Genomic DNA, 25,839 nt, shown 5'->3' with positions numbered 1-25,839 from the left:
TGAGACAGTCAAACCTGACCGATGCTGCCGAAGGCGCAAAACCTGCCGCGCATAGTCAGACGCAACGCAACCCCTGTGGGGCTGAAGAAGTCGGGCGATCAACTCAGCCGTTTAGGGTGTGCCAATGGGGGAACCGAACTTCGCGAACCGCACGCTGTGGATTGACGACAACCTGCGGGTACTGCGAGGCATCAACAGCGAATGTGTCGATCTGATAGCGACCGATCCACCGTTCAACAGCAAGCGGCTCTACAACGCGCCGTTGGGATCGGACGCAGCGGGAGCGCAGTTTGATGACACTTGGACGTTGGACAGCGTGAAAGCGGAATGGGCTGAGTTGCAGGAGGCTGCCAACCCAGACCTGTTCCACACCATCGTCGGCGCAGGGTTGACGGCAGGCGATTCGATGCAGGCGTTCTTGTCGTTCATGGCGCCGCGTCTCATCGAGATTCACCGCATTCTCAAGCCGACCGGAGCGCTGTACCTGCACTGCGACCCGCACGCCAGCCATTATCTCAAGCAGCTGCTTGATGCGATCTTCGGTGCTCGATACATGAACGAGATCGTTTGGAAGCGCACGAGCACGAAGTCGCTCGGCACGCGCCGCTATGCGCGCGACAGCGACCGAATCCTGTACTACGTCAAGTCAGCTGAGTGGACGTGGAATCAGCAGTACCGGCCCCACGATCCCGAGTACGTCGCCAAGAACTACCGCTACGACGACAACGACGGCTTGGGCCGCTACCGGCTGCAACCTCTGACCGGCGGCAAAGCAGGCGGGCCGGACGCCTACAAGCCGTTCAATGGGGTGCTGCCGTCAAAGGGACGAGCGTGGGCTCCGCCAAGACGCGAACGGTTCCCCACCGAGGCAGGCGAGCGGCTGCCCGGCGACTACGAGACTCTCGGAGTGCTGGACAAGTGCGCTGCACTCGATGCCGCCGACCTGATCTACTGGAGCAAGACCGGGGTTCCCAACTACAAGAGCTTCCTGTCGAACAAGCACGGCAACCCTGCAAGCGACGTCATCGCCCATATCCCGCCCGTGGCGGGCAATGAAAAGACGGATTGGCCAACACAGAAACCGCTCGCCCTCTACGAGCACTTCATCGCCGCGTCAACGAATGAGGGCGATCTGGTGTTCGACCCGTTCGCAGGGTGCGCGACAACGATGGTCGCCGCCGAACGGCTCGGCAGACAATGGGCCGGAGCAGACATTGACGAAGTGGCGACCGGCATCACCCTAAAGCGGTTGCAGGCACACGCTGACGGCTCGGCGTTTCTCGATCTGTCAACCCAGACCGTCACGCTTCCCGCCAACCCGCCGAAGCGCACTGACGACGATGCGCCGCGTAGGTCGCCCAACATCCGCGACGTGCTGTGGCAGGCGCTCGGGGAAGGCGAACGACGATCTTGTGCGGGCTGCGACCGAGCGAAGTACTACGACGACTTCCACCTCGACCACATCACGCCGCGGTCGAAGGGCGGGCAAGACATCGACGCGAACCTGCAACTGCTATGCGCTGCGTGCAACGGCAGGAAGGGCAACCGGCTCACCATGACTGAACTGCGTGCCTCTTGGGGGCTGCCAACAGGCACCCGAACCGAGGTCGAATACAGCGAGTTGGGCGCAAACCACGACCAAGTTGAAGCGTGACAAGCGGGTAACTCGATCCTGACAGGCCCTCCCGCCTCCGAGGACGGCAGTCACTCGGAGACGGGCCGAACCATGTAGGGGTCTTGCATTGGGCCCTGCTCCGGCGCTCAGCAGTCCGGATCGCGGGCAAGCCTCGGCGTGTTAGGCATCCGCCTCAAGGTCTCCGCCCTCTGCGACACCGGACAGGGCCAAGTCCATTGGCTGTGCCCCACTGTGGCCTGTCCCCCTGTTCGTGATCCGGGTTTGTGAGAGTGGTGGCGTGTTGGCAGGGGGCCGTGATGCCATTCGCGTATTCGGTCATCAAGGCCAGGCGTCGCTGCGGCGATGTGATTCTGGCGCCTTACACGCACAGGACCTTCGAAGCGTTCCGGCGATCACGGACTCATGACGGCAGGAGCAGGTGGGTTAGGCTCGTCTTTGTAGGGCAGATTGAGTTCGGCCTTGCAAGGAGGGAAACCCTGATGGCAACGGAGGACGCGGAGGGCGGTGGCGGTGCCGTGACTCAGGATGCCGCCGAGGAGTCGGTGTCTCGACTGCAGCCGATATCCACCGTGAACCCTCAGCGCCCAACTGAGCGTCGGAAGGCCGTCGCTATGGCCAAGCGGATTGTGGCAGCGCCCCGTCAGCGCCGGAAGACAGTTCCTGTGACCAAGAGGGTCGTGGTGGCCCCCCGGCAGCGCCGGAAGGCAGCGGGGTAGCTGTTAGGCGAACAGCCTGCCCCAATGCAGCGCAGCGAGGCCCCCAAGCACTGCGGTGACTCCCACCAAATTCACATAGAGCCACTTCCGGCGGGCGTTGAACTGCAGGTACAGCTCTTGGACGTTGCTGTCGCCCCATAGAGCGAGGTCGCGATACACCGCGTCATCTGTGGGGAACAAGTCAAGATCGTCTCCCTGCGCTACAAGCGTGTGCGGGCTGTCACCAAATGGACCGTCCGGACTTCGCAGCACCGCCAGCACGGCGACGAGGTTGGCGAGCACGCCCGCACCGATCACCGTCATCCACAAAACCGACGGGCTCGCCGAGGGCGGCTTGGTAGTAGGAAATCCGGCCAGCCCGGTGCCCGCAGCGATCACCGCGACGGCGAAGAACGCCATGGCTCTCGTGCGGATGCGGTCCATTTGGGCGTCGAGTGCGGCTCGCCAGCGGACCACTTCCTCGTAGGCCAGCCGGTAGGCGGCCCGCGACTCGGTCGGGTCCGGTTCGTTCACCGGGGCGGGACGCTACCGGCGGCGTCTGCGTCTCATCGATCAGCAGCCACCAGACCGGCAAAATGCCATGTCAAGAGGCCTTTCTGATGGACGCGCCAACCCCCACACTCCAACTCAACCGGTGGACATGGGCTTAGGCTCACCTGCCGCGCCGAGGGAAGGACAGCTGCCCGCCACATGCACATTGAACGAGTGACGATCTCGAATTTTCGGTGCTTTGGCGCTGAGGCGACCACCATTGAGCTTGATGCGGCGTTCACCGCTTTTGTCGGCGCCAATGGCACGGGCAAGACCGCTGTATTCGCTGCGCTCGGCCGCATGTTCGGGGTTTCTCGGGCCGAGCGTCAGGTAGTGCGCGAGGACTTTCATGTTTCGAACGGCGAAGCCGAGGCACCGTCTACGAGGAATCTGTGGATTGAGGCGCTGATTGCGTTCCCTGAACTCGACGACGACGGCGGCACGGCAGGTGCCGTCGAGGAGGGCGACATCGCTGAGCCCGAATCCTTCGGGGGAGCGTCGGCGACCGTGGCGGAGTTCTTTCGGCAGATGGCGGCGACCGAGGAAGGGCAACTGAAGTGCCGATTCCGCCTCGACGCCGAATGGACCGACGATGGCTCGGTGGACGGGACTGTGACCGAGACGTTGCAGGTGATCCGCTCACTGGGCAGCGACTATGACGACGACGACTGCAGCCCGCTGCGGGCAATGGATCGGAGCCGGATACAGATGGTTTATGTGCCGGCTTCTCGCGACGGTGCACGCCATCTCACGGCATTCCTGAAGTCCCGGCTGTGGCAAGCAGGACAGTGGACCCAGAAGTTCCGGGACGCCGTAGCTAAAGCCGCCACCAAGGTCAGCGAAAAGTTCCGCGCCGAGCCCGTCGTGAAGGTGGTCGAAGCAGCGCTGAGCGAACGCTGGAAGCATCTACACCGCGGAGAGTTCGATGCCCAGCCGAAGTTTCACCCGATTGATAGTGATCTCGCACAGCTCGTCAATAAGTCTCAGCTGGTGTTCGACCCCACCGAGTCCGGCCGCGAGCGGGCCGCGGACCAGCTCAGCGACGGCCAGCGCTCACTGCTGCACATTGCCCTTACCGCTGCGACTATCGACATCGAGAGCACGATCGCCTCCGGCGGCCACATGGGCGAGTTCGACTCCGACGCTGTGCAGTTGCCGTCCCTCACATTGCTCGTCGTGGAGGAGCCCGAGAACAGCCTCTCGCCCTACTTCTTGTCGCGCATCGTTTCCCAGATGCTCGACATTGGCGAAGGCGCTCGGGCTCAAGCGCTGGTGTCGAGCCAGTCAGCGAGCGTTGTGGGCCGGGTCGATCCACGCGCTGTGCGCCACTTCCGGCTCGACTCGGATTCCCTCACCGCCGAGGTCCACCGCCTCAAGCTGCCTGCCGACGCCGACGCCGCGGCGACCTACGTTCGCGAGGCAGTGCAGGCTTACCCGGAGCTGTACTTCGCCAAGTTCGTCGTCCTGGGTGAGGGGAGTTCCGAACAGGTCGTCATACCGAGGCTGGCTCAGGCTGCGGGCACCCCGATCGATCAATCCTTCGTAGCAGTGGTGCCCCTCGGCGGACGTCACGTCGGGCACTTCTGGAAGCTGCTGCGCGGACTGGGAATTCCCCATGTGACGCTTCTGGACCTCGACCGTGGCCGGTGGGGCGGAGGCGAGGGGCGGCTTCAAACGGCGTGCCGCGAGCTAGAAGCGGTAGGCATCGAGGCGCTCGGCGGTCTTGACCAATTCGGGAATGCCGAGGATCTCGAGGATCTCGACGATGACGAATTCGAGGCGGTGGTCGCGGCCCTCCAAGATGAGGGTGTGGTGTTCTGTTCGCCGCTCGACCTGGACATGAGCATGCTGAACGCGTTCCCCGACGCCTACAAGCAGACTGAGGAAGGCCACCCCGGGCCACAGGCCAAGCCGGGTTTCAAAGCCGTTCTCGGGGCGCACGGAAGAGCTGACTTCTACGAGTCGCCCGAACAGGACATCGAGTGGGACGAGGAGATGCGGTGGTACCGCTATCTGTTCCTAGGCCGTTCTAAGCCGACGACGCACTTGGGGGCACTTCAGAGACTCGACGACGCAACGCTGCGGGCCGACATGCCCAACGAGCTGAAGGCTGTCGTATCGCGCATCCGCGAAGCGGTCGGCGGCTGAGGTGGGACGCGTCGAGCCGGTCGACTGGGAGCCGGTCGGGATCAGCGAGCTGGAGCCGAACGCATGGGACGCTCTGCGGCACGAAGGGTCGTCATTCGTGGTAGCGGGTCCGGGTGCCGGCAAGACTGAGTTTCTCGCTCAGCGAGCCGACTATCTGTTCCAGACCAGAGCGTGCCCGCCTCCCCACAGCATTCTGGCTATTTCCTTCAAGCGCGATGCCGCCCGGAATCTCGCCGATCGTGTACGCGCACGCACACCCGACTCGATCCACCGTTTCGACTCATTGACGTTCGACGCGTTCACCAAGGGGCTGGTCGACCGCTTCCGCGCTGCCCTGCCCGAACCGTGGACATTGCGCGGCGGCTACCAAGTGAGTTTCCCACGCCAGGCCGAAGTCCGCGGATGCCTTGACGGGCTGGCTTTCAGGTACCCCGACTGGGCAGACGAGATAGCGGAGCTACCACACGACAGCTTCGTCAACAGGATCGTCGGCACCTACAAGCTGCGGGCCGGGGAGCAGAATCCGCGCAATGCTCGCGAGTTGGCTTCGTTGGGCTGGTGGGCGAGCCGCTATTGGTCAGCTGCTCCGCAACGAGTCGACTTCGTGATGCTCAACCGGCTGGCCGAACTGGTGATTCGGAACAACCCGGCCATTCGCCGCGCCCTGCTATTGACCTATCCGTACGTCTTCATCGACGAATTCCAGGACACGACCTTCGCCCAATACTCATTCCTGCGCTCAGTATTCGGGTCCGGACGGACGGTGGTGACCGCAGTCGGCGACAGCAAACAACGCATCATGGGCTGGGCTGGAGCGCGGGGCAACGCGTTCAAGAGATTCAAGACTGACTTTGCCGCGACACGGTTCGAGCTCAACTGGAACTTTCGGTCAGCACCCACGATGACGAGCGCACACCATGTGGTGGCTAAGGCCTTCGACACCGACGTCAGACCAGCAGCGTCCCGAGTCACCGCAACGGTCCAAGGGAACCCAATTGAGATCTGGCACTTCGCCGACGCCCGCGAGGAAGCGCGACGGGTCGCGCAGTGGATCCGCGAGGAAACTGTCGCAACGGGCCACTCCCCCGACCGCTATGCGGTACTCGCCCGGCAGAAGACCGCTGACCTGCAGCCGCTCCTCGAGAACGAGCTCTCCAAGCACGGCATTCGGCTGCGTAATGACGACGGCACCGTCGGCGAACTGCGCCTCCAGGACCTGCTGGCGGACGAATTTGTGAGCAGGACACTCGACATCCTTCGACTCGCCGCAGCCCCCGGCGGCAACGGCGACGCCTGGATGCGCGTCTGCGACCTGGTCACCCGGATGCACGACCACTCGGCAGACGACGGCACTGTCTCTCCGTCGCGTCGCGCTCTCGAGAAGTTCATCGCCGAACGGCGCCAATGGATGCTCGCAAACCCACCTGACGCATCGGCCATCCAGGCAGCTGTCAACGCTGTCGTCGAGTATCTGGGCATCCCGGCGATCCAATCGACGTTCCCCGCCCATCGCCAGCCGGCCTTTCTCCAAGACACCATCGATGCGCTCACAGCCAGGCTCCGAGAAGTGAGCGACAGCGACACCAACTGGACTGAACTGTGCGACCGAGCCGAGGGCCGCGGGGCCGTGCCGCTCATGACGATCCACAAGAGCAAAGGCCTCGAATACCACACAGTTATCTTTCTTGGGCTCGACGACGACCAGTGGTGGTCCTTCAACCAAGACCCAGATGAGGGCATACGGGCCTTCTTCGTCGCCCTGTCGCGCGCAGAGCAACGCGTGATCTTCACGTGCTGCGAAGCGCGTGGTGGGCGCGAAGACATCAGATCGCTCTACGACCTGCTCGACGAGGCCGACGCGGTGATCGTGCGTCCTTGACCCCCACGTTCGACTCAGCCGAGGATCTACTCGGCGCCGACCTCAGCACGTTCTTCACGATCGTGGTGCCGGCAGTCGTTACGGCATAGGCCAACCCGCCCGGCACCGGGCCCCTTCGGCGGAGCATTCGGCACCGATACCGACGCCAGTGCGAATCCAGCTTCACCTGCAAGAACACATGGCGGGTCGCGATGTCAAGCCCAGGGCACGATCAGGTCCCCTGCGCCCGACGCCCCGGTGTGCGCTCTGGTTGTGCGAAAGAGCCGCTCGTCTGGTCAAGCACCTCCCCGGCAGTGAGGTCCCGGTACTGACGGACCAGACCCGCGAGATCTGGCCCACGACGCGGGGCACTGCAAACGATTGCTGCGAGCAGCCGGCTTCGGGTGATGTCTCCAGCGCTTTCCGCAACAAATCTGCGCACTAGCTCATTCAGCAGTTCGTCTACGGGCCCTGGCCACCGGACGTTCGTCTGCAAGACCGGACAACTCTCGACGCGCGTACTCACCGGCGTTGCGTCAGCTTCGCTCATGATGGCGACCAACTATAATATAATCTTCATATGATCCAAACCATGCTGAACGGCTCAGTCCGAAGCGGGCAGAATTCTCTGCGTCAAGACCTCAGACTCTTGACCCTCAACATTTCGGGCCCCTCGGTAGAGCGCGCCGAACGCCTAGCGGCCTTCATGCTTCCGCTGGACGTCGATGTAGCTGTGCTGACTGAGACCCGCGCGAATCTCGGAACTGAGCGGCTGCTGGCCGAGTTCGAGGCTGCGGGCTACGGGATCCAGGCCGTGCTTCCTTCGTCGAAGCGTGAACGCGGGGTTGCTGTGCTGAACAGGACTGGGTCGAGCAGCGGAATCGCAAGCCCCGTGCAAATCGACCTGTCTCATCGTCTCGCGATTGAGGAAATCCGCGAACCTGGCGAGTTCCGCTTGATCGCTGTGTACGTGCCTTCACGGGATGCGACATCGGAGAAGATTGATCGGAAGCGGCGGTTCCTGGATCAGATGATGGATGTGGTTCAGCAGGAGGCGATGGGTGGGCGCGTCGTCTTGATGGGTGATCTCAACGTCGTTGGGCGGACGCACCTTCCGCGTTATCCGGCGTTCAGGGCCTGGGAGTACGACGCACTTGATCACGTCATGGGTCACGGACTCGTCGATGCATTCACGAAGCTCCACCCGGGTGTCCAGGCCCATAGCTGGATCGGCCGTACGGGTAACGGCTACCGATACGACTACGCGTTTGTGTCCGGGGCGCTGACCAAGGCGCTACGAGGATGTGAGTACCTGCATGAGCCGCGATTGCAGGGGTTGTCGGATCACGCGGCGCTGCTGTTGACGCTCTGCGGTGAATCGCTCGCCGCGCAGGCCGCATCGGACATCAGGCTGGCGGCCGCCTAGTTCCGGACTCGAGAGACTTGCCGATTGCTCCGGCGAGGAACGCTGCGGTCTCATCGACGGTTTGTCCGCCGGTATCGGCGGTGATTACCGAGAGTCCCTTGGACTTAAGCCAATCGATGGCCTCTTCGTAGTAGTGCACTTCTCGCTCTTCAATGCCCTCGGACTGCTCGAAGCGAGAACTCCGACTTCGAGCATCGAGACGGCTTCGCAGCACTTCGGGCGATGCAAGCAAGATGACCTGTAGGTCAGGCATGAGGACGTCTGCGTTCATTTGCCACAGGCTCGGAAGGTCCAGTCCGTCCAGTCGCTGCAGGACGAGTGTCGAGGCGATGTGGCGATCGCACAGGACGATGCGACCCTCTGCAAGAGCTGGCTCGATGTCAGTCGCGACCTGGACAAGCCGGTCCGCGACCACCAGTATCGCCAGGCTCAATCCGCTCAGCCGGCTCTCGAAGGACCTTGCGAAACGCCCCAGTTCCGAATCGCTCGGTTGGCGCAGCGTCAACACGTCCGCGCCGCGGCTCCGTAGTTCTCCTGCCAGCTCGGAGACGATGGTTGTCTTGCCGACACCGTTCGGGCCATCAATGGCTACGAATATCGACACTCACTGGCCTTGCGCTGGGGCTGACAGGGCACACGTCGGCATCGAGATCGCCGATGCGGCCGCCGTTGGCGATCACTGCCGCGGGGCATCCCTTGCCGCATCCCGCATTGTGCGCGCACGTCGAGCAGGTGTCGTTGGACCCGACGCGGAACCGGCTGTGAAAGTCGTAGGCCTCAATGCGGTCGACTATGTCCGCGTCGTCGAACAGATTGCCGACGATGAACTCGTCGGCATGGTGCTGCGCGCCCGGGTTCTCGGTGGCGAACACGAGATAGGGGCATACGGTCACATTCCCGTTCACGAAGACGTAGAGGATGTCGCCGGCGATACAAGGCGTCAACGGCTTCGATGAATTCGGAAAGCGCACGAACACTCGCTGCGGGCTGTCACCGTTCGCGGCCCGCTCTAGCTCGGACTGGATCGCGTGCATTCCCTGCTCATCGACCGCCAGCCGCTGGTTGAACATACCCCGTCCAAAGCTGGACAAGGGGTTGAGGAGGAGGTACCGAGCACCCAGTTCGGTTGCTAGTGCCAAGAGTTCCCGGTGCTCGTCGGGCTCCATCAGGTCGTGCGGCGTGCACAGGACGCCGTTCAGAAGCTGCGCGCCGGCGAGGCGCCGAGCGTTCGCGACCGTGTGTGCGAAGGTATGGGGATTCCCCCGGAACTTCCCGTGACTAGAGGCGCGGACTCCGTCCAGACTGACACTGAACTTGATGTGACCCAGTTCGATCGCGCGGTGAATCAGCGTGTCGTCCAGGCTGACGCCATTGGTACATACGGTGACGTCTAGGCCTGCGGCCACAAGGTCACCAAGCATCTCCGGCAGCTCGGGGTGTAGCAGCGGCTCGCCGCCAGTGATGGTGACATTCGCCACACCCGCCGCACATAGCCGTTCGATCACGCGGCGCAGCACCGAGGCCGGCATGTCCTCGCCGTCCTGCGTTGCCGAAACGAAACAGTGTGAGCACCTGAGGTCGCAACGGTCGGTCACCTTCAGCAAGGCCTTGCGACGTCCTGGCTCCGGTCCGGAGCGGAAGAAACACGCGTTCGCAACGGCAGCGTTCGCGATCAGCCGCGAGCCTGCCGCTACATTGCCCGAAGGCTTCTCTGTCAGTTGGGCAGTCATTCCACAGGCTTCCGATTCTTGCGCGAGCGTAGCGCGTGAGATAGCATACTTGCTAATTGTGTATGGTACGTGTTTTCGCATTCGGCAACTATGGTGTTCACGTCTTCGACGAGACGGGCTCGCGGCATCACTTGCCGCATGCTCACGTGAGGCAGGGTGGCAACAACGTCGCAACCGTGTTTCTCTTGTCGATCGAGAGCTCGTTCGGCATGGACAAGCTTCCGCGAGGACTCGTCGACAAGATCAAATCCGAACAGCCAGCATTGCTCGAGGTGTGGGAGGAGCTCAACCGTGACGATTGACGAAGCTACGAGCCCATGGACCGAGCCTGGCTATGGCGACCTCAGCGGAGTCACGCGCAGGGCCGACGAGATCGAAGTGACCTTCGGCAACGGCGATGTGATCCAGATCGCGTCGCGACAGCTCGGGATCCACGGCGACTTCACTGTTGCCCCAGCCGAAGGCGAGGAGTGTCTCGCTATCGCCATCGCTGCCGGTGGCGAGGTACGGACGGTCAGCTGGCTTCAGTTGCGCGCATTGTCGGATCCTGAGTTTGCGCGAGAGATGCGTCGACAGGACGCAGAGGAGGCACGGCGGCTGGGAAGCCGGCTCCGCGCCTTGCGCGAAGATCGCGAATTGAGCCAGAAGGACCTTGCTGCCCTGGTGGGTATGCCGAGCCCGCAGCTCTCAAAGATCGAGAAAGGCAATTCGGATCTCCGCTATTCGACAGTCCAGAGTTTGATCCGCTCATTGGGGGCCACTCTCGCTGACATCTCGGGACCCGATGCTCCGGAGCTATCGCAGAAGGCGATCCGCAAGCACTCGAAGGAACATGGCGTTGACAACGAATTCATGGACCGGCTCTTCAGCTTCACGCCACGTCTCGCTGTTTCCTCCCTGCTCGAGCGAGCTTTCGGGTGGAGTATCCGGGGCTTGGCCGCCGGAACCGTGAGCCAACCGTCTGCAGCCGGTCTCGTGTTCAAGTCCACGAGACAACAGGACGCGTCTGCGTCGCCGCTGGTCTCTCTGGCGCAGCGGGTAGCGGATGTCGTGCACGATCACGCTGTACTGGTGCCGTACCAAGATGTGCCACGTGACGCTGAACAGGTGCGCGTGGAGTTGGGCCGAGGCGCAGTCCAGTTGCCGGCGCTTCTCCGATGGGCTTGGAACAGGGGAATCGCGGTAATACCGCTTCACGGAAAGAAAGGATTCTGCGCCGCTGCGTGGACCGTCGGGGATGCCCCGATGATCGTGCTCAAGGAGACTCGGCCTCTTCCGGCGTTCTGGCTATTCGATCTGGCCCACGAAATTGGGCACATCGCGAACAACCATCTTGATTCCGACGGGATCGTCGACGTAGAAGATCTCCGCCCGGGGGAATCGACACCTGGCATGGACGACGATCAAGAGCGAGACGCCAATGAGTACGCCCTCAGACTGCTGTTGGGCGACTACCGAGCGATCCTGAATGACGTCCGCAAGGAGACCCGAGGCCACTACCTGCGGTTCAAGGATGCGGTAGCGACCGTGGCTCGAAAATGGGAAACGAGCGTTGGTCTCCTTGGAATGGTGGCTGCCTACGAGTTCACTGACATTGGTGAACCCAAGGACCGTTGGGGTTCAGCAACGAACCTTGCGCGCACCGAGGGTGACGGGCGAGCAATCGCAACTCAGTACTTTGTCGAACGTGTCGACTTCAGCCGAATGACAGATCTCGACCGGTGGCTTCTTGACACTGCAGTCGGATCCCCGGAGCAGAAATCCCGCTGAACCACGCAGAGCCTCTCGGAGGCCGGGGCCTACGAGTCGCCGTCGATCGACACCGTCGGGGGGTTCAAGGGCGTCGGTGAAGGCGGGCTGATCGGCGCAGTGGCCGCACTCGTCAACGCCGTCGCCGACGCACTGTCCGATCTCGACGTCAACGTCAACACCAAGCCGCTGCGGCCCGCGCTGCTGTCACGCCTCATCCGAGAAGCCGGCGGCTGATTCCCCGTTGCCGCGCTGCCAATTGCGGCGGCTAGAAGGTGTCGTAGTACTCGCGCTGTTCCCAGTCGGTCACTGCCGCTCCGAACCGTGCCCACTCGAACCGCTTGAGGGCGACGAGGTAGTCGACGATCTCGTCGCCGAGCGTGTTGCGGTAGAAGCCGCTGCGGTCGAACGCGTCGATGGCATCGCCGAGGGTGCGGGGCAGCAGGGGCCCGGCCTCGGCCTCATACGGCGTCTCATTGGGTGGTGGCGCTTCGAGTTTCGATTCGATGCCGTCGAGCCCCGAAAGGATCTGCGATGCGAGGTAGAGGTAGGGGTTCGCGGCGGGGTCGCCGGCGCGGTTCTCGATCCTGGTCGCGGGCCCCGGGGGCTCGTCGATGACGCGCAGCATGGCGCCACGGTGCTGGCGGCTCCACACAATCCGATCAGGAGCGATGCTGTAGGGCCGGTAGCGCTTGTAGCCGGTGATGGTCGGCGTGGTGAGCAGGCAGGACTCCTCGGCGTGGTCGAGAAGCCCGCCGAGGTAGTGCATCGCTGTCTCTGAGAGCGTTTCGCCCGCCGCCGTCGGCGCGAACAGGTTTCGGCCGTCGTCGGCGCTGAGGACCGACTGGTGGAGGTGCCAGCCGGCCGTGAAGGTGTCGTCGCCTGCTGGCCGGGACATGAACGTCGCATGCAGGCCGTGTCGCCTCGCGATCTGCTTGATCGCAGCACGGATCAGGACTGCTTGATCTGCCAGCTCGATGCCGTCGGCGGGAGCGAAGGTGAGCTCGACCTGGCTGGGACCGTGCTCGGCCTCGATGGTCCTGGGCGGCAGGCCCAATGCCGTGAGGTGGCGTTGGATTGGCTCGAGCAGCGGTTCGATCCGGTCGGAGTAGTCCTCAGCCAGCAGATCCCATCCCGGGTGGACGCGTCGGTGGTCGCCAGCGGCCTCATCAACCCGGTAGAGGTGGAACTCGATCTCGAGGCCGGCCCGCAGCCGCAGCCCCCGATCCGTCATCTTCTGATGCGCCTGGGCACAGATGCGGCGCGTCGACAGCTCGATCGGAGCGCCCTCGACGCTGTGCAGGTCACTGAGCATCCACCCGGTCCCGTCCAGCCACGGCAGTACACGGAATGTGGCGGGGTCGGGGACCATGACCATGTCGCGCGCCCCCATGACCGAGGCGAGCGTCGGGCCGCCGTCGGGCTCCCAGAGGCTGAACGCGTAGTGCTGGCCGGTGTCCTTGGTGAGCAGCGAACCCGGAAACGAGACGCCGTTGCGCAACGCATGCGGGATTTGCGCCGCATCGAGCACCTTGCCGTGCAACCGCCCGTGCTGGTCGGCGAACGAGACCCGAACGCTGCGCAGCCCCTTGTCACGGACCTGGTCCTCGACCGCCGCCGCAGCGTCGGCCCAGTCGGCGTCCCAGCGATCTTCAGGCATCGAGGTGCCGGGCATCTCCTAATCCGCCAGCGCGGGCGCCCACCCTGAGGCCTCGCGTCGTCTGGTCTCGAGTTCGCGCCAAGCAGCGTCGAAGTCATCGCCGGTCGTGACGCCGTCGATGGCGCCAGGACCACGGAGCCCGCCGGGGTCGGCCGCGCCGATGAGCGTTTCCGCGTCGGGCCGGCGGAGAGCGGCCAGGTACATGCGGCGATGGGTCCGGATGCCGACATCGGTGGGGCTGAGGTGTTCGGCAGTGCGGTCGAGGATCGGGCCGGGCGACTCGACCGCCCACTGATCGTGAACGTTGATGTCGGCGCCCATGCCGGTGTAGGTGCGCTCGCGCTGCTCGACCGGATCGAACCCCCAATTGTTCGATCGGTCGGCAATCGGGCGGTACTCCGGCAGGGTCACCTGGCTGACGCGCTGCTCGCGCATGACCTCGGCATCGACAGGGTCGCCGTAGCTGACGAACATCGAATACCAGTAGCAGCGGTGATCATCGATGGGGACATGCCATTGGAAGATGCTCATCTCCCGGCTCATCGCGATCGTGATGGCGTTGGGGAAGATGCAGTTCGAGATCCGAACGTGGGTGAACTCGTCCCGGTAGCGGCGCAGCGTCCGGAACCGGAAGCCGAACGGCGTGGGTTCGACCGTGATGTCCGGCGCAGAGGCTTCTCGCATCAGCTCGGCGACGGTCACGTCTGTGTCCGCGATGGTGCCGCGGAACTGCAGCCCATAGGTGCCGTCTTCTGCGCCGAGGAAGCGATGCAAGAACGCGGCATGCGCCGGGTCTATGCCGACCTCGTGGGCCTGCAGCCAGTTGCACCCCCACATGCCCTTGAACGCGAACACCTGCGGGCCCGGCGCGACGAAGCAGTCCAAGCCGGGAAGCTCCGGCGGATCGCCCTCGCCCAGGAATGCCCAGACGATGCCGTTGCGCTCGACCACCGGGTAGTGGACCTGGCACACCCTCGTGTGGAACGTCGATGTCGGCGGCTCCGCGGGGGTCTCGAGACACGCACCGCTCACATCGAAGAGCCACCCATGGAACGGGCAGCGAAGACCGCCGTCTTCTACCCGGCCATAGGACAGATCGACTCCTCGGTGGGGGCAGCGGCGCCCGATCATGCCCAGCCGATCCTGATCGTCACGAAACAGCACGAGGTCCTCCCCCAGCAAGCGAACCGGGACCACCGGCCGGTCGCTGTCGAGTTCCTCCGTGAGAGCCGCCGGCTGCCAGTACCGGCGAAGCACGCCGCCACCCGGAGTCCCCGGGCCGCTCTCGGTCAAGAGTCGGTTCTCATCGGCACTCACCATGCGAGCCTCCCCCAGCCGTGCGTTACGACGACTCACCGTCGTCTATCAGGCGATGCTAAGAGGCTGAGCCGAAGGGCGAAGCCGTGGCCCGAGCGGTGCAGTCGGCTAGAGGCCGAGCGCGACGGCGGCTCGCTCGGTCTGGGCGTCGGTGTCGCCGTGGCTCAGGCAGAACGCCCTAGCGCGCCTGGTGTAGAGCTGCAGGTCGTACTCGGTGGTGTAGCCGATCGCCCCGTGGACGGTGTGGGCGGCATGGACCATGTCGACCATCACCTCGTTCGCGAAGACCTTGGTGCCGGCGACCTCGAGGGTTGCGTCGCGCCCTTGGTCGAGCATCCAAGCGGTCTCTGCGACCAGGAGCCGGCAGGCGTCGGTGTTGATGCGCATGTCGGCCAGCCGGTGGGCCACCGCCTGGTAGCTGCCGATCACCCGCCCGAACTGCTGACGGTTCGCTGCGTACTCCGACCCGAGCCGGATCATCGCTTCGCAGCAGCCGACCGCTTCAGCGGTGGCGAGGACAGTAGCCGCGTCCAATCCGGCGTCGATGGCCCGCTGCGCGGCGCGGCCGCGGGCCAGGACGGCGTCGGCGGGCACAGCCACGTTGTCGAACTCGACGTGGAACAGCGGGTCGCCGCCCGTGGCGCCATGGCGAGCCCACGTCACACCTGCGGCGTCGCGGTCGACAGCGACGACCACAGCTTCGCCATCTGGTGTCGTCAGCGACACGAGCAGCACCTGCGCCACCGACGCATACGGGACCATCGCCTTGGCTCCCGAGATCGTGGCACCGGCGTCTGTCTCGGTGAGGACACTCGAGGAGGCGGATCGCTCGTCGCGCCCAGCCGCGTCGGCCAGTGCGGGCGCGATCACTGCGTCGCTGGTCGCAAGTCTGCTCAACAGGTCGCGGGTCGCCGCCGTCGGCTCGACGGCCCGCAGGAAGGCCGCCGCGAAGCCAGCCGTGGCAACCAGCGGCGTCGATGCGGCAGCCCGTCCGAGCTCCTCGGCCAGCACGCAGAGGTCGGCGAGCCCGGCGCCCCCTCCGCCGATGTCGGCGGGCAGCGCGAGCGTGGTCCAGCCGAGCTCGGCCATCTGAGCCCAAATCTCGGCGTGGACGCCGTCGGCACTCGCCTCGACCTCTCGCACCGTGTCGGCATCGAGCGAGTCGGCCAGAAAGCGCCGGGCGCCGTCCCGGATCATCTCCTGGGTGTCGCTGAGCATGAGATCCATCGCAGTCGCTCCTACCGGGGCAGGCCGAGGCCACGCTGGGCGATGATGTTCCGCTGGATCTCGTTGGTGCCCATGGCGATCGGCTGCGGGATGCTGTGAACCCAGTGATCGTTCATGAGCCCGTCGAGCGGAGCGAGACCGTCACCGGTCGTGAGCTGTCCCCTGGCGCCCACGATGTCGAGACCGATATTGCCGATCAGGATGTTGAGCTCCGACGAGAAGACCTTGCTCACGGCGGGGTCGACGTCGTTCGCGACGCCCGCCGCCATGGCAGAGACGATGCGGTAGCACAACAGCCGCGCTGCCCGGTACCGGGCCTGCAGCCGTACCAACCCCGACCGCACCGACGGGCGCAAGGCCAGCGGCTGGCCGTTCTCGTCCTTCGTGGTGGTCACGTACTCGATCAACGCGTCGAGCAGCACCTTCACCCGGGCGTGAAGCGCAGCCCCGACCCGCTCATGGGCCAGTGTCGACATCGCGACTCGCCAACCGTCACCACGCGGGCCCACCAAGCAGTCATAGGGCACCTCGACATCGTCGAAGAAAACCTCGTTGAACTCCTTGGGACCGCCCATCGAGTCGATCGGCCGGACCGTGATCCCCGGCGTGTTCATGTCGACCAACAGCATCGACAAACCGTGGTGCTTGCGCTCGCCCGGATCGGTCCGGCACAACAACAGGCACCAGTCGGCTGCCGTCGCGTAGCTGGTCCAGATCTTCTGACCGTTCACCAGGAAGCACCCGTCAGCGTCAGTCGCCTTCGTAGACAGCGCTGCCAGATCGGAGCCGGCCTCGGGCTCGGAGAAGCCCTGGCACCACATGACCTCGCCCGCAGCCATCGGCTTGAGGAACCGCTCCTGCTGGTCGGCGGTCCCGAACTCCATCAGCATCGGCCCGATGTAGTTGAGGCTCATGTATTGCGGGCCACGGGGCTCACCTGCCGCCCACATCTCCTCGCGCACCACCATCTGGCTCCACACATCAGCGTCGACGCCGCCGTGCTCGACCGGCCACGACATCGTCAGCCAATCCCGCTCCGCCAACTTCATGCAGAACTCTCGGGTGAACGGATAGATGCGGTCGTCGTCGTGAAACAGGCCCTTCCACCACTCAGGCAGCTCTGCGTCCATAAACGCCCGCAGCTCTTCCCGAAATTGCTCCGCCTCAGCCGGGAATTCGAACTCCATCCCCCACCTCCTCAGCGACCGCGGGCGGTCGGCTCAGCCGTCACGCCGGCGGATAGAGGACAGCCGCGACGAGGAGGTCGCGGAAGATTGCTCGGCGCCCGTTGCGGCCGAGGTCGTCGCGAAGCAACGCGACGGTGTGAACGGTCATAATGAGCTCGACGACTCGCGTGTCGCTGAGACCGGTTCGGACCCGGCCCTGCGCACGCCCACGGGCGAGGACCGCCGACCAACTCTCGAGCACTCGGGCCGCGATCGAGTCGTTGACCCGCAGCAAGAAGCGCTCGGGAGTACCGGCGTGCTCGTGACGGACGATCTCCGCCACGAGGTCGTCGGACTCGCCGGCCTCGACCGAGAACAACGAACCCTCGATCAGCGCTGTCTCGATGTCGTCGTAGGTCGCCAGATGGGCCACGACCGAGGCGTGCAGCTCCGAGAGCCGCCGATCGAGGATCTCGGCGACGAGCGCCGGTCGATCGTCGAACTGCCGGTAGAGCGTTCGCCGCGAAATCCCGGCCTCATCCGCGATGTCGTTCATCGACGTTCGCTGCGGTCCGAACCTCTCGAAACAGCGAACCGCTGCATCGACGATCTTGTCTCGCTCGCTGCTGCCGTTCATCGGCGTCATGAGGTGCTGCCTACGCGGGCGACGGCGAGGTGACCCGCACGACCTGGCCCGGTGTGTGCCCGTTGCTGACTCCGTCCTCGTGTGTGATCTCGCCGTTGACGAGGATGTACTCGTAGCCGCCGGCGTTGCCTTTGCGGCGCCAGTCGCCGTTCGGCATGTCATGGACGATGTCGTAGCGAGTCATGTCGAAGTAGAGGTCATTGAGGTCGTAGACGAGCACGTCGGCCCAGAAGCCCGGCAGGAGCGCTCCACGGTCGTAGATCTGGACCGCACGGGCGGGCTTGAGGCTGAGTTGGAAGTGCATGTCTTCGAGCGTCCGCACGCCTTGCTCGCGAACCAGCCAGATGAGCAGATCGGTCGGGTAGTGACCCATGCCGAAGGCCTTGGTGTGCGCGCCGCCGTCGGATCCCCCGCCGACAACCCCGGCGTGATCGAGGTACGACATTGCTTGAGGGGGCTCCGTGGCGCCGATCGGCGGCGACTTGAGCTGGAGGGCGAGGTCAGTCCGCAGCGCCAGATCCGCCAAGACGGCGACCACTGATTGGCCGGTCTCGGTGGCGATGTCGTTCAGCGTGCGTCCGAGGTGCACCGCGAGGTCCTGGTTCTCGCCGACATCGATCACCGTCTGGCCCGCCAGACCCGACGCGCCGGTGGCTGCGGTGACTTCTGAGAGCTCGGCATCCCAGCTCTCGACGAAGGCGTTGTCGCTCAGCAGTGCGCGAATCCCGTCGTCGTCGGCACAGGCGACGATGCTGCGAACAGCCTTGAACTGACCGCCAGCAGCGTCGAGTTCCCGCACACCGGCCTCGACCCAGCCGCGGTTGAGGAGCGCACCGGCGGTGATGTCGCGACCCATCCCCCGCTGCTCACTGAGCCACTCCAGGTCCGAAGGCACCAGGAAGTCGAGCTGATCGTTGGTGAGGAACGCGTTGTGGATGACCCGCACGCCAGAGCCGCGCGCGAGTTCCGCCAGGCGCTCGGTAATCGAACGGTCACCGAAGATCGCAATCTGCGACAGCACCTGGATGATGCCCTCGCCGCGTTCGACCACCGCACGGCAGATCTCGACGATGGCGTCATGGTCCATCGAGTCGGTCGGCATGGAGGTGCCGTCGTAGTCGACGTGCGTGTTGCCCTCGGCACCCATGGACGACATGGAGACCCCGATCGCGCCGGCGTCCATCGCCTCGTTGATGAGGCGATGGAGCTCGGCCATCTCCTGCGCGTTCGGTGATCGAGTCTTGGCCGCGTCCACGCCCATCACGTAGATCAGCAACGGGTTGAGCGGCAGGTAGGTCGAGACGTTGACGCCCTTCGGCAGAGCCTGGAGCCGGTCCATCCAGTCGGGGAAGGTCTCCCAGTCCCACGGCATCCCAGCCCGTTGATGGGTGACCGGAATCTGTTCGGTTGTCGACATCATCAGCATCGTGCGTTCGGCATCTTGCGCTCTCACCGGCGCGAATCCGAACCCGCAGTTCGCGTTGACCACCGTCGTGATGCCATTGGCGCCTGAGTCGAGACAGTACGGATCCCAGAACAGCGCGGCGTCGTAGTGGCTGTGCTGGGTGACGTGCCCCGGTGCCACGATCTTGCCGGTGGCATCGATCGTGCGGTGTGCCTCGCGGCCGCCCAGCCGCCCGACCTCGGCGACGCGGCCGTCACGGATGCCGACGTCGCCGTAGAAACCCGGCGCGCCAGTGCCATCGACGATGAACCCATTGATGATCAGAACGTCAAACGATGTCGTTGCCGCCACCCTGTCCCCCTCTGTGACTTCCGAAGCGGTACCTGCGCAACCTCTGCGTCCGGACCGTAGCACAGCCTTGGCACTTGGCACACTTGATGCGCAGTGTGCCACCACGCCACCGTCGAACGAAGAAGCTGCCGAGGCGGTCTTGACATAGGCCCGGCGGACCAACCGCCTTTGGCGCTTGTACGCGTCCAGACGATTGGTAGCTTCGGCAGCGAAGCGGACCGACCAGCAATGGCAGGCCAGAGTGGGGGACGCGATGCCGAAGCACCTGACCGACGCCCAGGTCGACCACTACCGCGACCGGGGCTACATCTCGCCGGTCGATCTTCTGACCGAGAGCGAGGCTGCCGAGGCGCGTGCGAAGCTCGAGGCCTACGAGGCTGAGAGCGGCGGCCCGCTCGGCGGCGCTCAGCGTGCCGGCGGTCATCTGCTGTGGACGTGGCTCGATGAACTCATGCGCCACGAGACCCTGCTCGACGCGGTCGAGGACCTGATCGGCCCGGACATCCTGTGCTGGAACTCGATCTTCTGGATCAAGGAGGCGGCCTCGCCCAGCTACGTCGGCTGGCACCAGGACCTCGAGTACTGGGGACTCGACAATGACGAGCTCGTCAGCGCGTGGATCGCACTCTCACCCGCTTCCGAGGCGGCCGGTGCGATGTCGGTTCTCCCCGGAAGCCACCGAGAACTTCTCGACCACGACGAGACCTACCACGCGGACAACATGCTGACGCGGGGCCAGGAGCTCAAGATCGACGTCTCCGAGCGAGAGGTCGCCTCGATGGCACTCGAGCCCGGCCAGATGTCGATGCACAACGTTCGGCTCGCCCACGGATCGGGGCCGAACACCACCGATGACCGTCGCATCGGTGTGTCGCTGCAGTACATGCCGACCCGGACCAAACAGCGCCTCGTCGACTGGGACTTCGCCACCCTCGTGCGCGGCACCGACGACTACGGACACTTCGAGCTGACCCCGCGACCACAGCGAGACTTCGATCCGGTCGCCGTGGAGTTCCACCAGCGAGCCGGCGTGGCACTGCGCGAACTGCTCTACCAGGGTGCCGAGCGTCCGCCCGAACGGGCCCCGACGCTGTAGCACCGCTGCGTCTCGGAGGCGGGAGTTGAACTAGCGTCTCCCAGCGGCCACGAGCGGCGAACGATCGCAGCGAGCAGCTCACGCCGCCAACTGGCGACCGGCCGAGACGCTGCTTGTCACTCGCTGCCGCTTCTTGTCGCTGGCTGCCGTGACGAGCCGATTGCGGTGCGAGAACACCCCTAGGTCCTGTCTCTCATGGTAGGTCCCCGATGACCGCGAGGTCACGGGCGACCGAACAGACTGAGGAGAACGTCGCGATCGTGAACGAGATCGCGCTGTTGAGGCGGCCCGAGAAAACGTCCGTCACGAAGACCGGCCCGCCGGGCATCCGTATGCTGTCTACTTCGACGACGGGGAAACGATGGCTCCGACGAAAAAGAGTCTCTACGAAGAGATCGCACGACAGGCAACACTCGCCGAGGCAGGCGGGCTCGCCAAAGAACGTTCGGTGCTGCTCCTGTGGTTTCTGCGCAACAGGGTTGGGGTGGAGGAACTCGAGGCCTACGACCACGTGTGCGACGGCGATGACGACAAGGGCATTGACGGATTGTTCATTGAGCTGGGCGCCGGCGAGAGCGATCCAGACGTTCTCGTGATCTACCAGTCCAAGTACACGCAATCACATTCTGGCAAGGTCGGCCCAACAGACATCGACCGACTCGCCGGCTCAGCAAACTACTTCGTGAACGCAGACACGTTGAAGGGCCTCATGGACTCCGGCCCGGAACCGACTCTCGTGCAGTTGATCGAAAGGCTCGGACTGATTCGCATGTTCGATGGAGACCAGCCCCCTGAAGTACGGCTGGTGCTAGTGACGACAGGTAGTCTGAACGGCGACGCTAAGAAGAAAGTACAGGCGCTCCAGGCGAAACACGGGGATCACTACATCGACGTCTGGGACCTCAGTCGACTCGGTCCACTCGCGGAAACCGTCAGAGCTCCCGACCGGCTCAAGACAAGAGTATCGGTCTCGGCTGCGAAGTCGCAGACTCTCATCACCGGGACAGGGTCGAATCGCGTCGCCGTCCTTCCCGTGATGGCCAGCGATGTGGCTAGGTGGCCAGGAATTGAGAGCCGCAAGCTGTTCGCATTGAACGTGCGGCATGAGCTCCGAGCCAACCGTGTCAGCCGTGCTCTCGATGGGGCGATTGGTAGGAGCCAGGAACACAGAGACTTCCTCGCCTATCACAATGGAGTCACCGTGGTATGCGACAGCTTCACGGTCGACACAACCGGCTCGATAGAGATCGAGAATCCATCTGTGGTCAATGGAGCTCAGTCTGTTCTGGCGTTTGTGAGGGCCAACAGAGATAGAGCACTGACAGATGACTTGAAGGTCTTCATGAAGATCGTCGAGGTCGGTGGGCGACCTTTGTTAGAAAAAGAAGTCGCGCGACGCTCAAACACCCAGACTGGCGTCAATCCGAGGAATCTCATGGCGAACCATGGAACGCAGCTTCGGCTACAACGGGAGTTCAAGGCGGCGTACCCAGAGACTCTCTACGAGACTCGGCCTGACATACCTAGATCCGGAAATATGGCCATCATCAAGAACGACGAGTCCGCGCAGCTTCTGTGCGCGATCTTCAATGCGTGGCCGTGGCTCGCCATCAAGAAGAACACACTGTTCGAAGCCGAGAATCATCCCCAGGTATTCTCCGAACGGATTCACGCGCACCATGTCGTCTTTGCAGACCAGGTTAAGGCCGCCGTCCAAGCATGCAAAGACGAATTCCCCAAGGTATACCAGTCGAGCTGGCTTCTGACCCGCCTCGTCGCCTGCTACCTGGTGGGTCAGATCATTCGCGAGGATGGGTGCGTGGATGATCTGCTAATGGCGTCTCGGGAGGAGCTCGAGGATCCGGCGGTCATCGCGAGGCTTCCCGAGCTTGCCGGACTAGCGGCAATTTCGCTGGCAGAACGACACGAGAGTCTCGGCAAGGCCGATGACTTCAAGAGCGCATTCAAGAACGAAACGCATCTCTTGGAAATGGCTGCAGCCGCACGCAAAGTACATCGCTTGTCAACGAAGCTTCAGAAGAAGCAGACGAGTGGATAGAGGTTCCCCGGAGCGGGGGCTCCGTTACGACACCTTCATAGCGCCTCATGTTGCGAGCATCGGCACTTGCTGCACCGCACATTGGCAATAACAACTAGAACCTGTTCGGAGGTCAAGTCACCGTCGAGTTCGACGAGCTCTCCGATCAATTGGCTTGACTCGCCTTGAGCCTCGTTGTAGTTTGCCTCTGCTTGTAGGCTAACGAGCTGGCCTTAACTCCTTGGTGAACCTCCGAGCAGTGACCCGACAATCCGTCGACGTTGATCGCGAGCAGAGCGCGAGAATCAATCCCGCCGACGCGAGAGCGCCAGCGGGTTGGGTGGCGGACAGCAAGGAAACGGCACACTTAGTCCCAGTGTGCGAGAGGTCTGATGGGTAGGTCGGAACCGGCCACCCGATTCCATCACCCTCACCCGACTACTGCAAGCACGTGTTGGCAACGCCCCCAAAGCTGGGCAGCGAAGCCGTTGAAGGAAAGCCACTCGTTTGGATACTCGTACGACTCGGGCCCGCTCGTTATGGCTACGCACGTAGCGTCAAGCATCCGTTCCTGGTCTAGGCGCTTGAATGCTGTGGCATAGCGCTCGGCGTAGCTCATCTGGTCGAACTCCGGGTCGACCTTCATGCCCGGGGGGATCGCCTTCCCACCAAGAAGATGCTTCGGATCGGTGGTTTTCCTCGTCTCCTCAACGATCATCAAATAGCCGACCCACGGCCTGAGGCCCGAGATCAGGAATCCACGCTCGTGAGATTTCCATACGTCTGCCGCCTGACCGATGGCTTCCTCAACGCGATTGTTGAAGTTGTTCGCCAGGCTCGATCCCTGCGACTTGGCCTCGACGATGGCGAGAGCGTGCCCTTGGTACTGGAGCACAACATCCCAGGACTTTGTCTCTCGGTAGAAGCCCGGGAGGTACAGCGTGCCGCTGGGGGCTGGATCGGGCTCGATGCCAGCATCCTCGACCACCTGCCGGATCAGCAGCTCGAACGAGGCCATATGTTTGCCGGCCCGGACTGAACCACTAGTGCCACCGTCGCTTCGTCCTGCGAGATTGGCCGCCGCCTGCTGGCTGTGCTTAATCGTCCAGAAATCCTGAATGGCTGCGGCAAACGCCTCTTCGTAATCCGGCACGACAGGAGTCATGAAGACTCCTTGAGTGCTGCCGCCAACGGGACCCTGCGGCTCACGGGGTCGACCCCGTAGAGCGGCCACGCGGCAGCCGAGGCTGCCACTCGGTCCCGCGACCGGAACGCGGACCGAAGGTCGTTGCACACGCGCTCCGACAACGTCTTCGGGTCCGGTACCCGAATCTTCCGCAGGTACTGGGCCTGAAAGCGGTAGGTGCCGCCGCGCATCTTCACGCAGTACGCACCGACGAACAGGTTGGCGACATCGGAGAGCAGGAGTCCGCCAAGAACTTCGAGATCCCACTCGTCGGACACCACGAAGTACAAGTTGTGATGCGGGTAGTGCTTGCCCGGATCCAGCACGGGGTGAGCGGCGGCCTTCATGTCCGGCAACAAGAGCTTCGGACGCGCCTGAAGATTCGGATCGACCTTGTCGATCGTGCGATGCCACTTCTCTGGTTGCCGCTTTGCCACGTGTCGGGCACGGAGGCGCGTGGCATGTGACTCGAGGTAGTTGGCCATGCCAGGGAAGTCGGCTAGGTCAACGAGCCTGCCGCCCTCCCATGGGTTGACCAAGAACCGGCCGCCCCAGGCAGGTTCGCCTGCGACATCTGCGGCGGTCAGCAGTGGCAGGAGCCGGCTGGATTCGATTCCCGTCGCCTGGGCTGTCACGAAGACATCATCACAACCGGTCGCGACACCGATACCGACCCGGGTTCCGGTTCGCGGGTCTTCGATCGGGGCGAAGTGCTCTTCGAGGTATGCGATCAGCTCCAGATCGTTCGGCGCTCCTGCTGGCCAATGCGCCCCGCTGGAGAACCAAGTAGGCAGCTCCGCAACCTCGAAGGAATCGTTAGGCGGAGGCGGATCGGCCTCGGAGTGAGAGAGCCAGGCCACGACCTGCTCGGAGTCGGCGGCACCGAATGAAGCTGACGTGTCGACGATCCGGGCAGGCCCCTGCGGGCCCTTGCGTATTACGGCGATAGCGGGATACGCCGCTACCGGCTCCTCAAAGACATCGACATCGTGCAGTACCACCAAGCTGTCCATGGCGTAGTTGTCAACTACGAGTGAGCGGAGGCGTCCGCCGTACTGATTCCGCATCCAGCGGTCTGCGCAAATGAACGCGAGCCGACCGTCCGGCGCCAGCACCGAGAGACCTCGCTCGAAGAACCCGACGAACACATCAGCCCGGCCGCGCATTGTGGGCAGTTCCCGGCGATAAGCGTCGCTCACCTCGCTCGGCACATTCTCGAGGCGGATGTATGGCGGATTGCCGACGACGAAGTCCGCTTGGAAGCCTCGGTGGTCGGTGAGGAGGAAGTCGTCGGTCCGGACCCACTCCCCAGACAGTCGCTCGGCAATCTCGACGGACTCTCCCAATTCGTGCAGCTTGTCCATCACCGCCTTGCGCGTTTGCTCCGCATTGTGTTCGAGAAGATCAAAAGCCCGGACAGCGCCTTCCATATCGCGCAGCTGTCGGCCGTGGCGTTCGCAGGACTCAGCGAGTCGTTCCACGATCGGGGCGATGAACGCTCCGCACCCACACGATGGCTCGACGATCGCCGCGTCACCAAGGTCCTCGTCAGCTCGGTAGCCCACCAGATCGAGGATCAGCTCAACGACCCAGGGGCGGGTGAACACTTCGCCGTGCTCCCCATCAAGGCCCCGCGTCCAGTCCGGCCTCTCTGTCGCTATATCCATCAACGTCAGTTGCGCAGTCCGGCTCGCTCGGCCCTTCTCCGTCACGTCCAAACTACAACCCTGTGTTTCCATGCGGCGGCACGGTACTGAAGCCCTGTGACAACAATCCCCAGCCTCCCAAGCACACGCCAAGCGTGGGGGACTCTGGGAAGGTGCTGGGTGTCGGAGGGGGACTGTCTTTCCGCAGGTCAGAGGCGGGGTTGAGTCTCCGGTTCCCCCCTGTTCCCCGGGTTCACGTCCTCCGGCCGGCGGCTTGGCTTGCTTGGTCGCCACAGACGAACTGGTG

20 protein-coding genes are annotated in these 25,839 nt (G+C 63.8%); 8 read left to right on the top strand and 12 right to left on the bottom strand.

Annotation, left to right across the window (positions count from 1 at the left end):
- Window positions 1–124 precede the first annotated feature (124 nt).
- Window positions 125–1,654, top strand: coding sequence for a DNA methyltransferase (locus ACOGW9_RS03115; RefSeq protein ID WP_419908275.1), 1,530 nt, complete (start codon window positions 125–127; stop codon window positions 1,652–1,654).
- 701 nt (window positions 1,655–2,355) lie between these two features.
- Here the strand turns inward: ACOGW9_RS03115 and ACOGW9_RS03110 are convergent.
- A complete protein-coding gene (locus ACOGW9_RS03110; RefSeq protein WP_419908273.1) occupies window positions 2,356–2,865 on the bottom strand; it encodes a hypothetical protein in 510 nt (169 codons plus the stop codon).
- 177 nt (window positions 2,866–3,042) lie between these two features.
- On the opposite strand from ACOGW9_RS03110, the gene ACOGW9_RS03105 reads away from it, so the two are divergent.
- The 3 genes from ACOGW9_RS03105 to ACOGW9_RS03095 all read left to right on the top strand — a co-directional run bounded on the left by ACOGW9_RS03105 (window position 3,043) and on the right by ACOGW9_RS03095 (window position 8,315).
- Window positions 3,043–5,031 carry an ATP-dependent nuclease gene (locus ACOGW9_RS03105; RefSeq protein ID WP_419908271.1) on the top strand — a complete coding sequence of 663 codons (1,989 nt, stop codon included), beginning with the start codon at window positions 3,043–3,045 and terminating at the stop codon, window positions 5,029–5,031.
- 1 nt (window position 5,032) lies between these two features.
- The gene (locus ACOGW9_RS03100; RefSeq protein WP_419908269.1) at window positions 5,033–6,910 is read left to right on the top strand and encodes a UvrD-helicase domain-containing protein; all 1,878 of its coding nucleotides are present in this window, start codon (window positions 5,033–5,035) and stop codon (window positions 6,908–6,910) included.
- A gap of 559 nt (window positions 6,911–7,469) precedes the next feature.
- Window positions 7,470–8,315: an exodeoxyribonuclease III gene (locus ACOGW9_RS03095; RefSeq protein ID WP_419908267.1), complete on the top strand. Its 846-nt coding sequence runs from the start codon at window positions 7,470–7,472 to the stop codon at window positions 8,313–8,315.
- Here the strand turns inward: ACOGW9_RS03095 and tmk are convergent.
- Window positions 8,296–8,919: a dTMP kinase gene (tmk, locus tag ACOGW9_RS03090; RefSeq protein ID WP_419908265.1), complete on the bottom strand. Its 624-nt coding sequence runs from the start codon at window positions 8,917–8,919 to the stop codon at window positions 8,296–8,298. The genes ACOGW9_RS03095 and tmk overlap by 20 nt on opposite strands.
- Window positions 8,897–10,045 carry a radical SAM protein gene (locus tag ACOGW9_RS03085; protein WP_419908263.1) on the bottom strand — a complete coding sequence of 383 codons (1,149 nt, stop codon included), beginning with the start codon at window positions 10,043–10,045 and terminating at the stop codon, window positions 8,897–8,899. Before ACOGW9_RS03085 ends, tmk begins: the two co-directional genes overlap by 23 nt.
- A 176-nt stretch (window positions 10,046–10,221) precedes the next feature.
- Between ACOGW9_RS03085 and ACOGW9_RS03080 the strand changes: the two genes are divergently transcribed.
- A complete protein-coding gene (locus ACOGW9_RS03080) occupies window positions 10,222–10,347 on the top strand; it encodes a hypothetical protein (protein WP_419908261.1) in 126 nt (41 codons plus the stop codon).
- On the top strand, window positions 10,337–11,815 hold the full coding sequence (locus ACOGW9_RS03075) for a helix-turn-helix domain-containing protein (RefSeq protein WP_419908259.1): 1,479 nt from the start codon (window positions 10,337–10,339) through the stop codon (window positions 11,813–11,815). Before ACOGW9_RS03080 ends, ACOGW9_RS03075 begins: the two co-directional genes overlap by 11 nt.
- 247 nt (window positions 11,816–12,062) lie before the next feature.
- Here ACOGW9_RS03075 and ACOGW9_RS03070 read toward each other — a convergent pair whose 3' ends face one another.
- The 6 genes from ACOGW9_RS03070 to ACOGW9_RS03045 all read right to left on the bottom strand — a co-directional run bounded on the left by ACOGW9_RS03070 (window position 12,063) and on the right by ACOGW9_RS03045 (window position 19,566).
- The gene (locus tag ACOGW9_RS03070) at window positions 12,063–13,469 is read right to left on the bottom strand and encodes a glutamine synthetase family protein (RefSeq protein ID WP_419908257.1); all 1,407 of its coding nucleotides are present in this window, start codon (window positions 13,467–13,469) and stop codon (window positions 12,063–12,065) included.
- 3 nt (window positions 13,470–13,472) lie between these two features.
- Window positions 13,473–14,774, bottom strand: a complete 1,302-nt coding sequence (locus tag ACOGW9_RS03065; protein WP_419908255.1) for a Rieske 2Fe-2S domain-containing protein — start codon at window positions 14,772–14,774, stop codon at window positions 13,473–13,475.
- A gap of 105 nt (window positions 14,775–14,879) precedes the next feature.
- A complete protein-coding gene (locus tag ACOGW9_RS03060) occupies window positions 14,880–15,998 on the bottom strand; it encodes an acyl-CoA dehydrogenase family protein (RefSeq protein ID WP_419908253.1) in 1,119 nt (372 codons plus the stop codon).
- Between the two features lie 11 nt (window positions 15,999–16,009).
- Window positions 16,010–17,185, bottom strand: a complete 1,176-nt coding sequence (locus ACOGW9_RS03055) for an acyl-CoA dehydrogenase family protein (protein WP_419908251.1) — start codon at window positions 17,183–17,185, stop codon at window positions 16,010–16,012.
- A gap of 40 nt (window positions 17,186–17,225) precedes the next feature.
- On the bottom strand, window positions 17,226–17,810 hold the full coding sequence (locus ACOGW9_RS03050) for a TetR/AcrR family transcriptional regulator (protein ID WP_419908249.1): 585 nt from the start codon (window positions 17,808–17,810) through the stop codon (window positions 17,226–17,228).
- Between the two features lie 10 nt (window positions 17,811–17,820).
- Window positions 17,821–19,566 carry an N-acyl-D-amino-acid deacylase family protein gene (locus tag ACOGW9_RS03045; protein ID WP_419908247.1) on the bottom strand — a complete coding sequence of 582 codons (1,746 nt, stop codon included), beginning with the start codon at window positions 19,564–19,566 and terminating at the stop codon, window positions 17,821–17,823.
- Between the two features lie 253 nt (window positions 19,567–19,819).
- Between ACOGW9_RS03045 and ACOGW9_RS03040 the strand changes: the two genes are divergently transcribed.
- Window positions 19,820–20,662: a phytanoyl-CoA dioxygenase family protein gene (locus ACOGW9_RS03040; protein ID WP_419908245.1), complete on the top strand. Its 843-nt coding sequence runs from the start codon at window positions 19,820–19,822 to the stop codon at window positions 20,660–20,662.
- Window positions 20,663–20,855: 193 nt separating this feature from the next.
- On the opposite strand, the gene ACOGW9_RS03035 is transcribed toward ACOGW9_RS03040, so the two are convergent.
- A complete protein-coding gene (locus ACOGW9_RS03035) occupies window positions 20,856–20,990 on the bottom strand; it encodes a hypothetical protein (protein ID WP_419908243.1) in 135 nt (44 codons plus the stop codon).
- 33 nt (window positions 20,991–21,023) lie between these two features.
- On the opposite strand from ACOGW9_RS03035, the gene ACOGW9_RS03030 reads away from it, so the two are divergent.
- Complete coding sequence (locus tag ACOGW9_RS03030) at window positions 21,024–22,721, top strand: AIPR family protein (protein ID WP_419908241.1); 1,698 nt, start codon at window positions 21,024–21,026, stop codon at window positions 22,719–22,721.
- A 409-nt stretch (window positions 22,722–23,130) separates the two neighbouring features.
- On the opposite strand, the gene ACOGW9_RS03025 is transcribed toward ACOGW9_RS03030, so the two are convergent.
- Entirely contained in the window at window positions 23,131–23,865 is a 735-nt protein-coding gene (locus tag ACOGW9_RS03025; RefSeq protein WP_419908239.1) for a PaeR7I family type II restriction endonuclease, read from the bottom strand.
- The gene (locus ACOGW9_RS03020; RefSeq protein ID WP_419908237.1) at window positions 23,862–25,553 is read right to left on the bottom strand and encodes an Eco57I restriction-modification methylase domain-containing protein; all 1,692 of its coding nucleotides are present in this window, start codon (window positions 25,551–25,553) and stop codon (window positions 23,862–23,864) included. Before ACOGW9_RS03020 ends, ACOGW9_RS03025 begins: the two co-directional genes overlap by 4 nt.
- Window positions 25,554–25,839 lie beyond the last annotated feature (286 nt).

The organism is Candidatus Poriferisodalis sp., assembly GCF_965203655.1.
Taxonomy (GTDB): Bacteria; Actinomycetota; Acidimicrobiia; order Acidimicrobiales; family Poriferisodalaceae; genus Poriferisodalis.
Note: the sequence above shows the minus strand (reverse complement) of the source record. Positions and strands in the feature narration are given on the sequence as shown.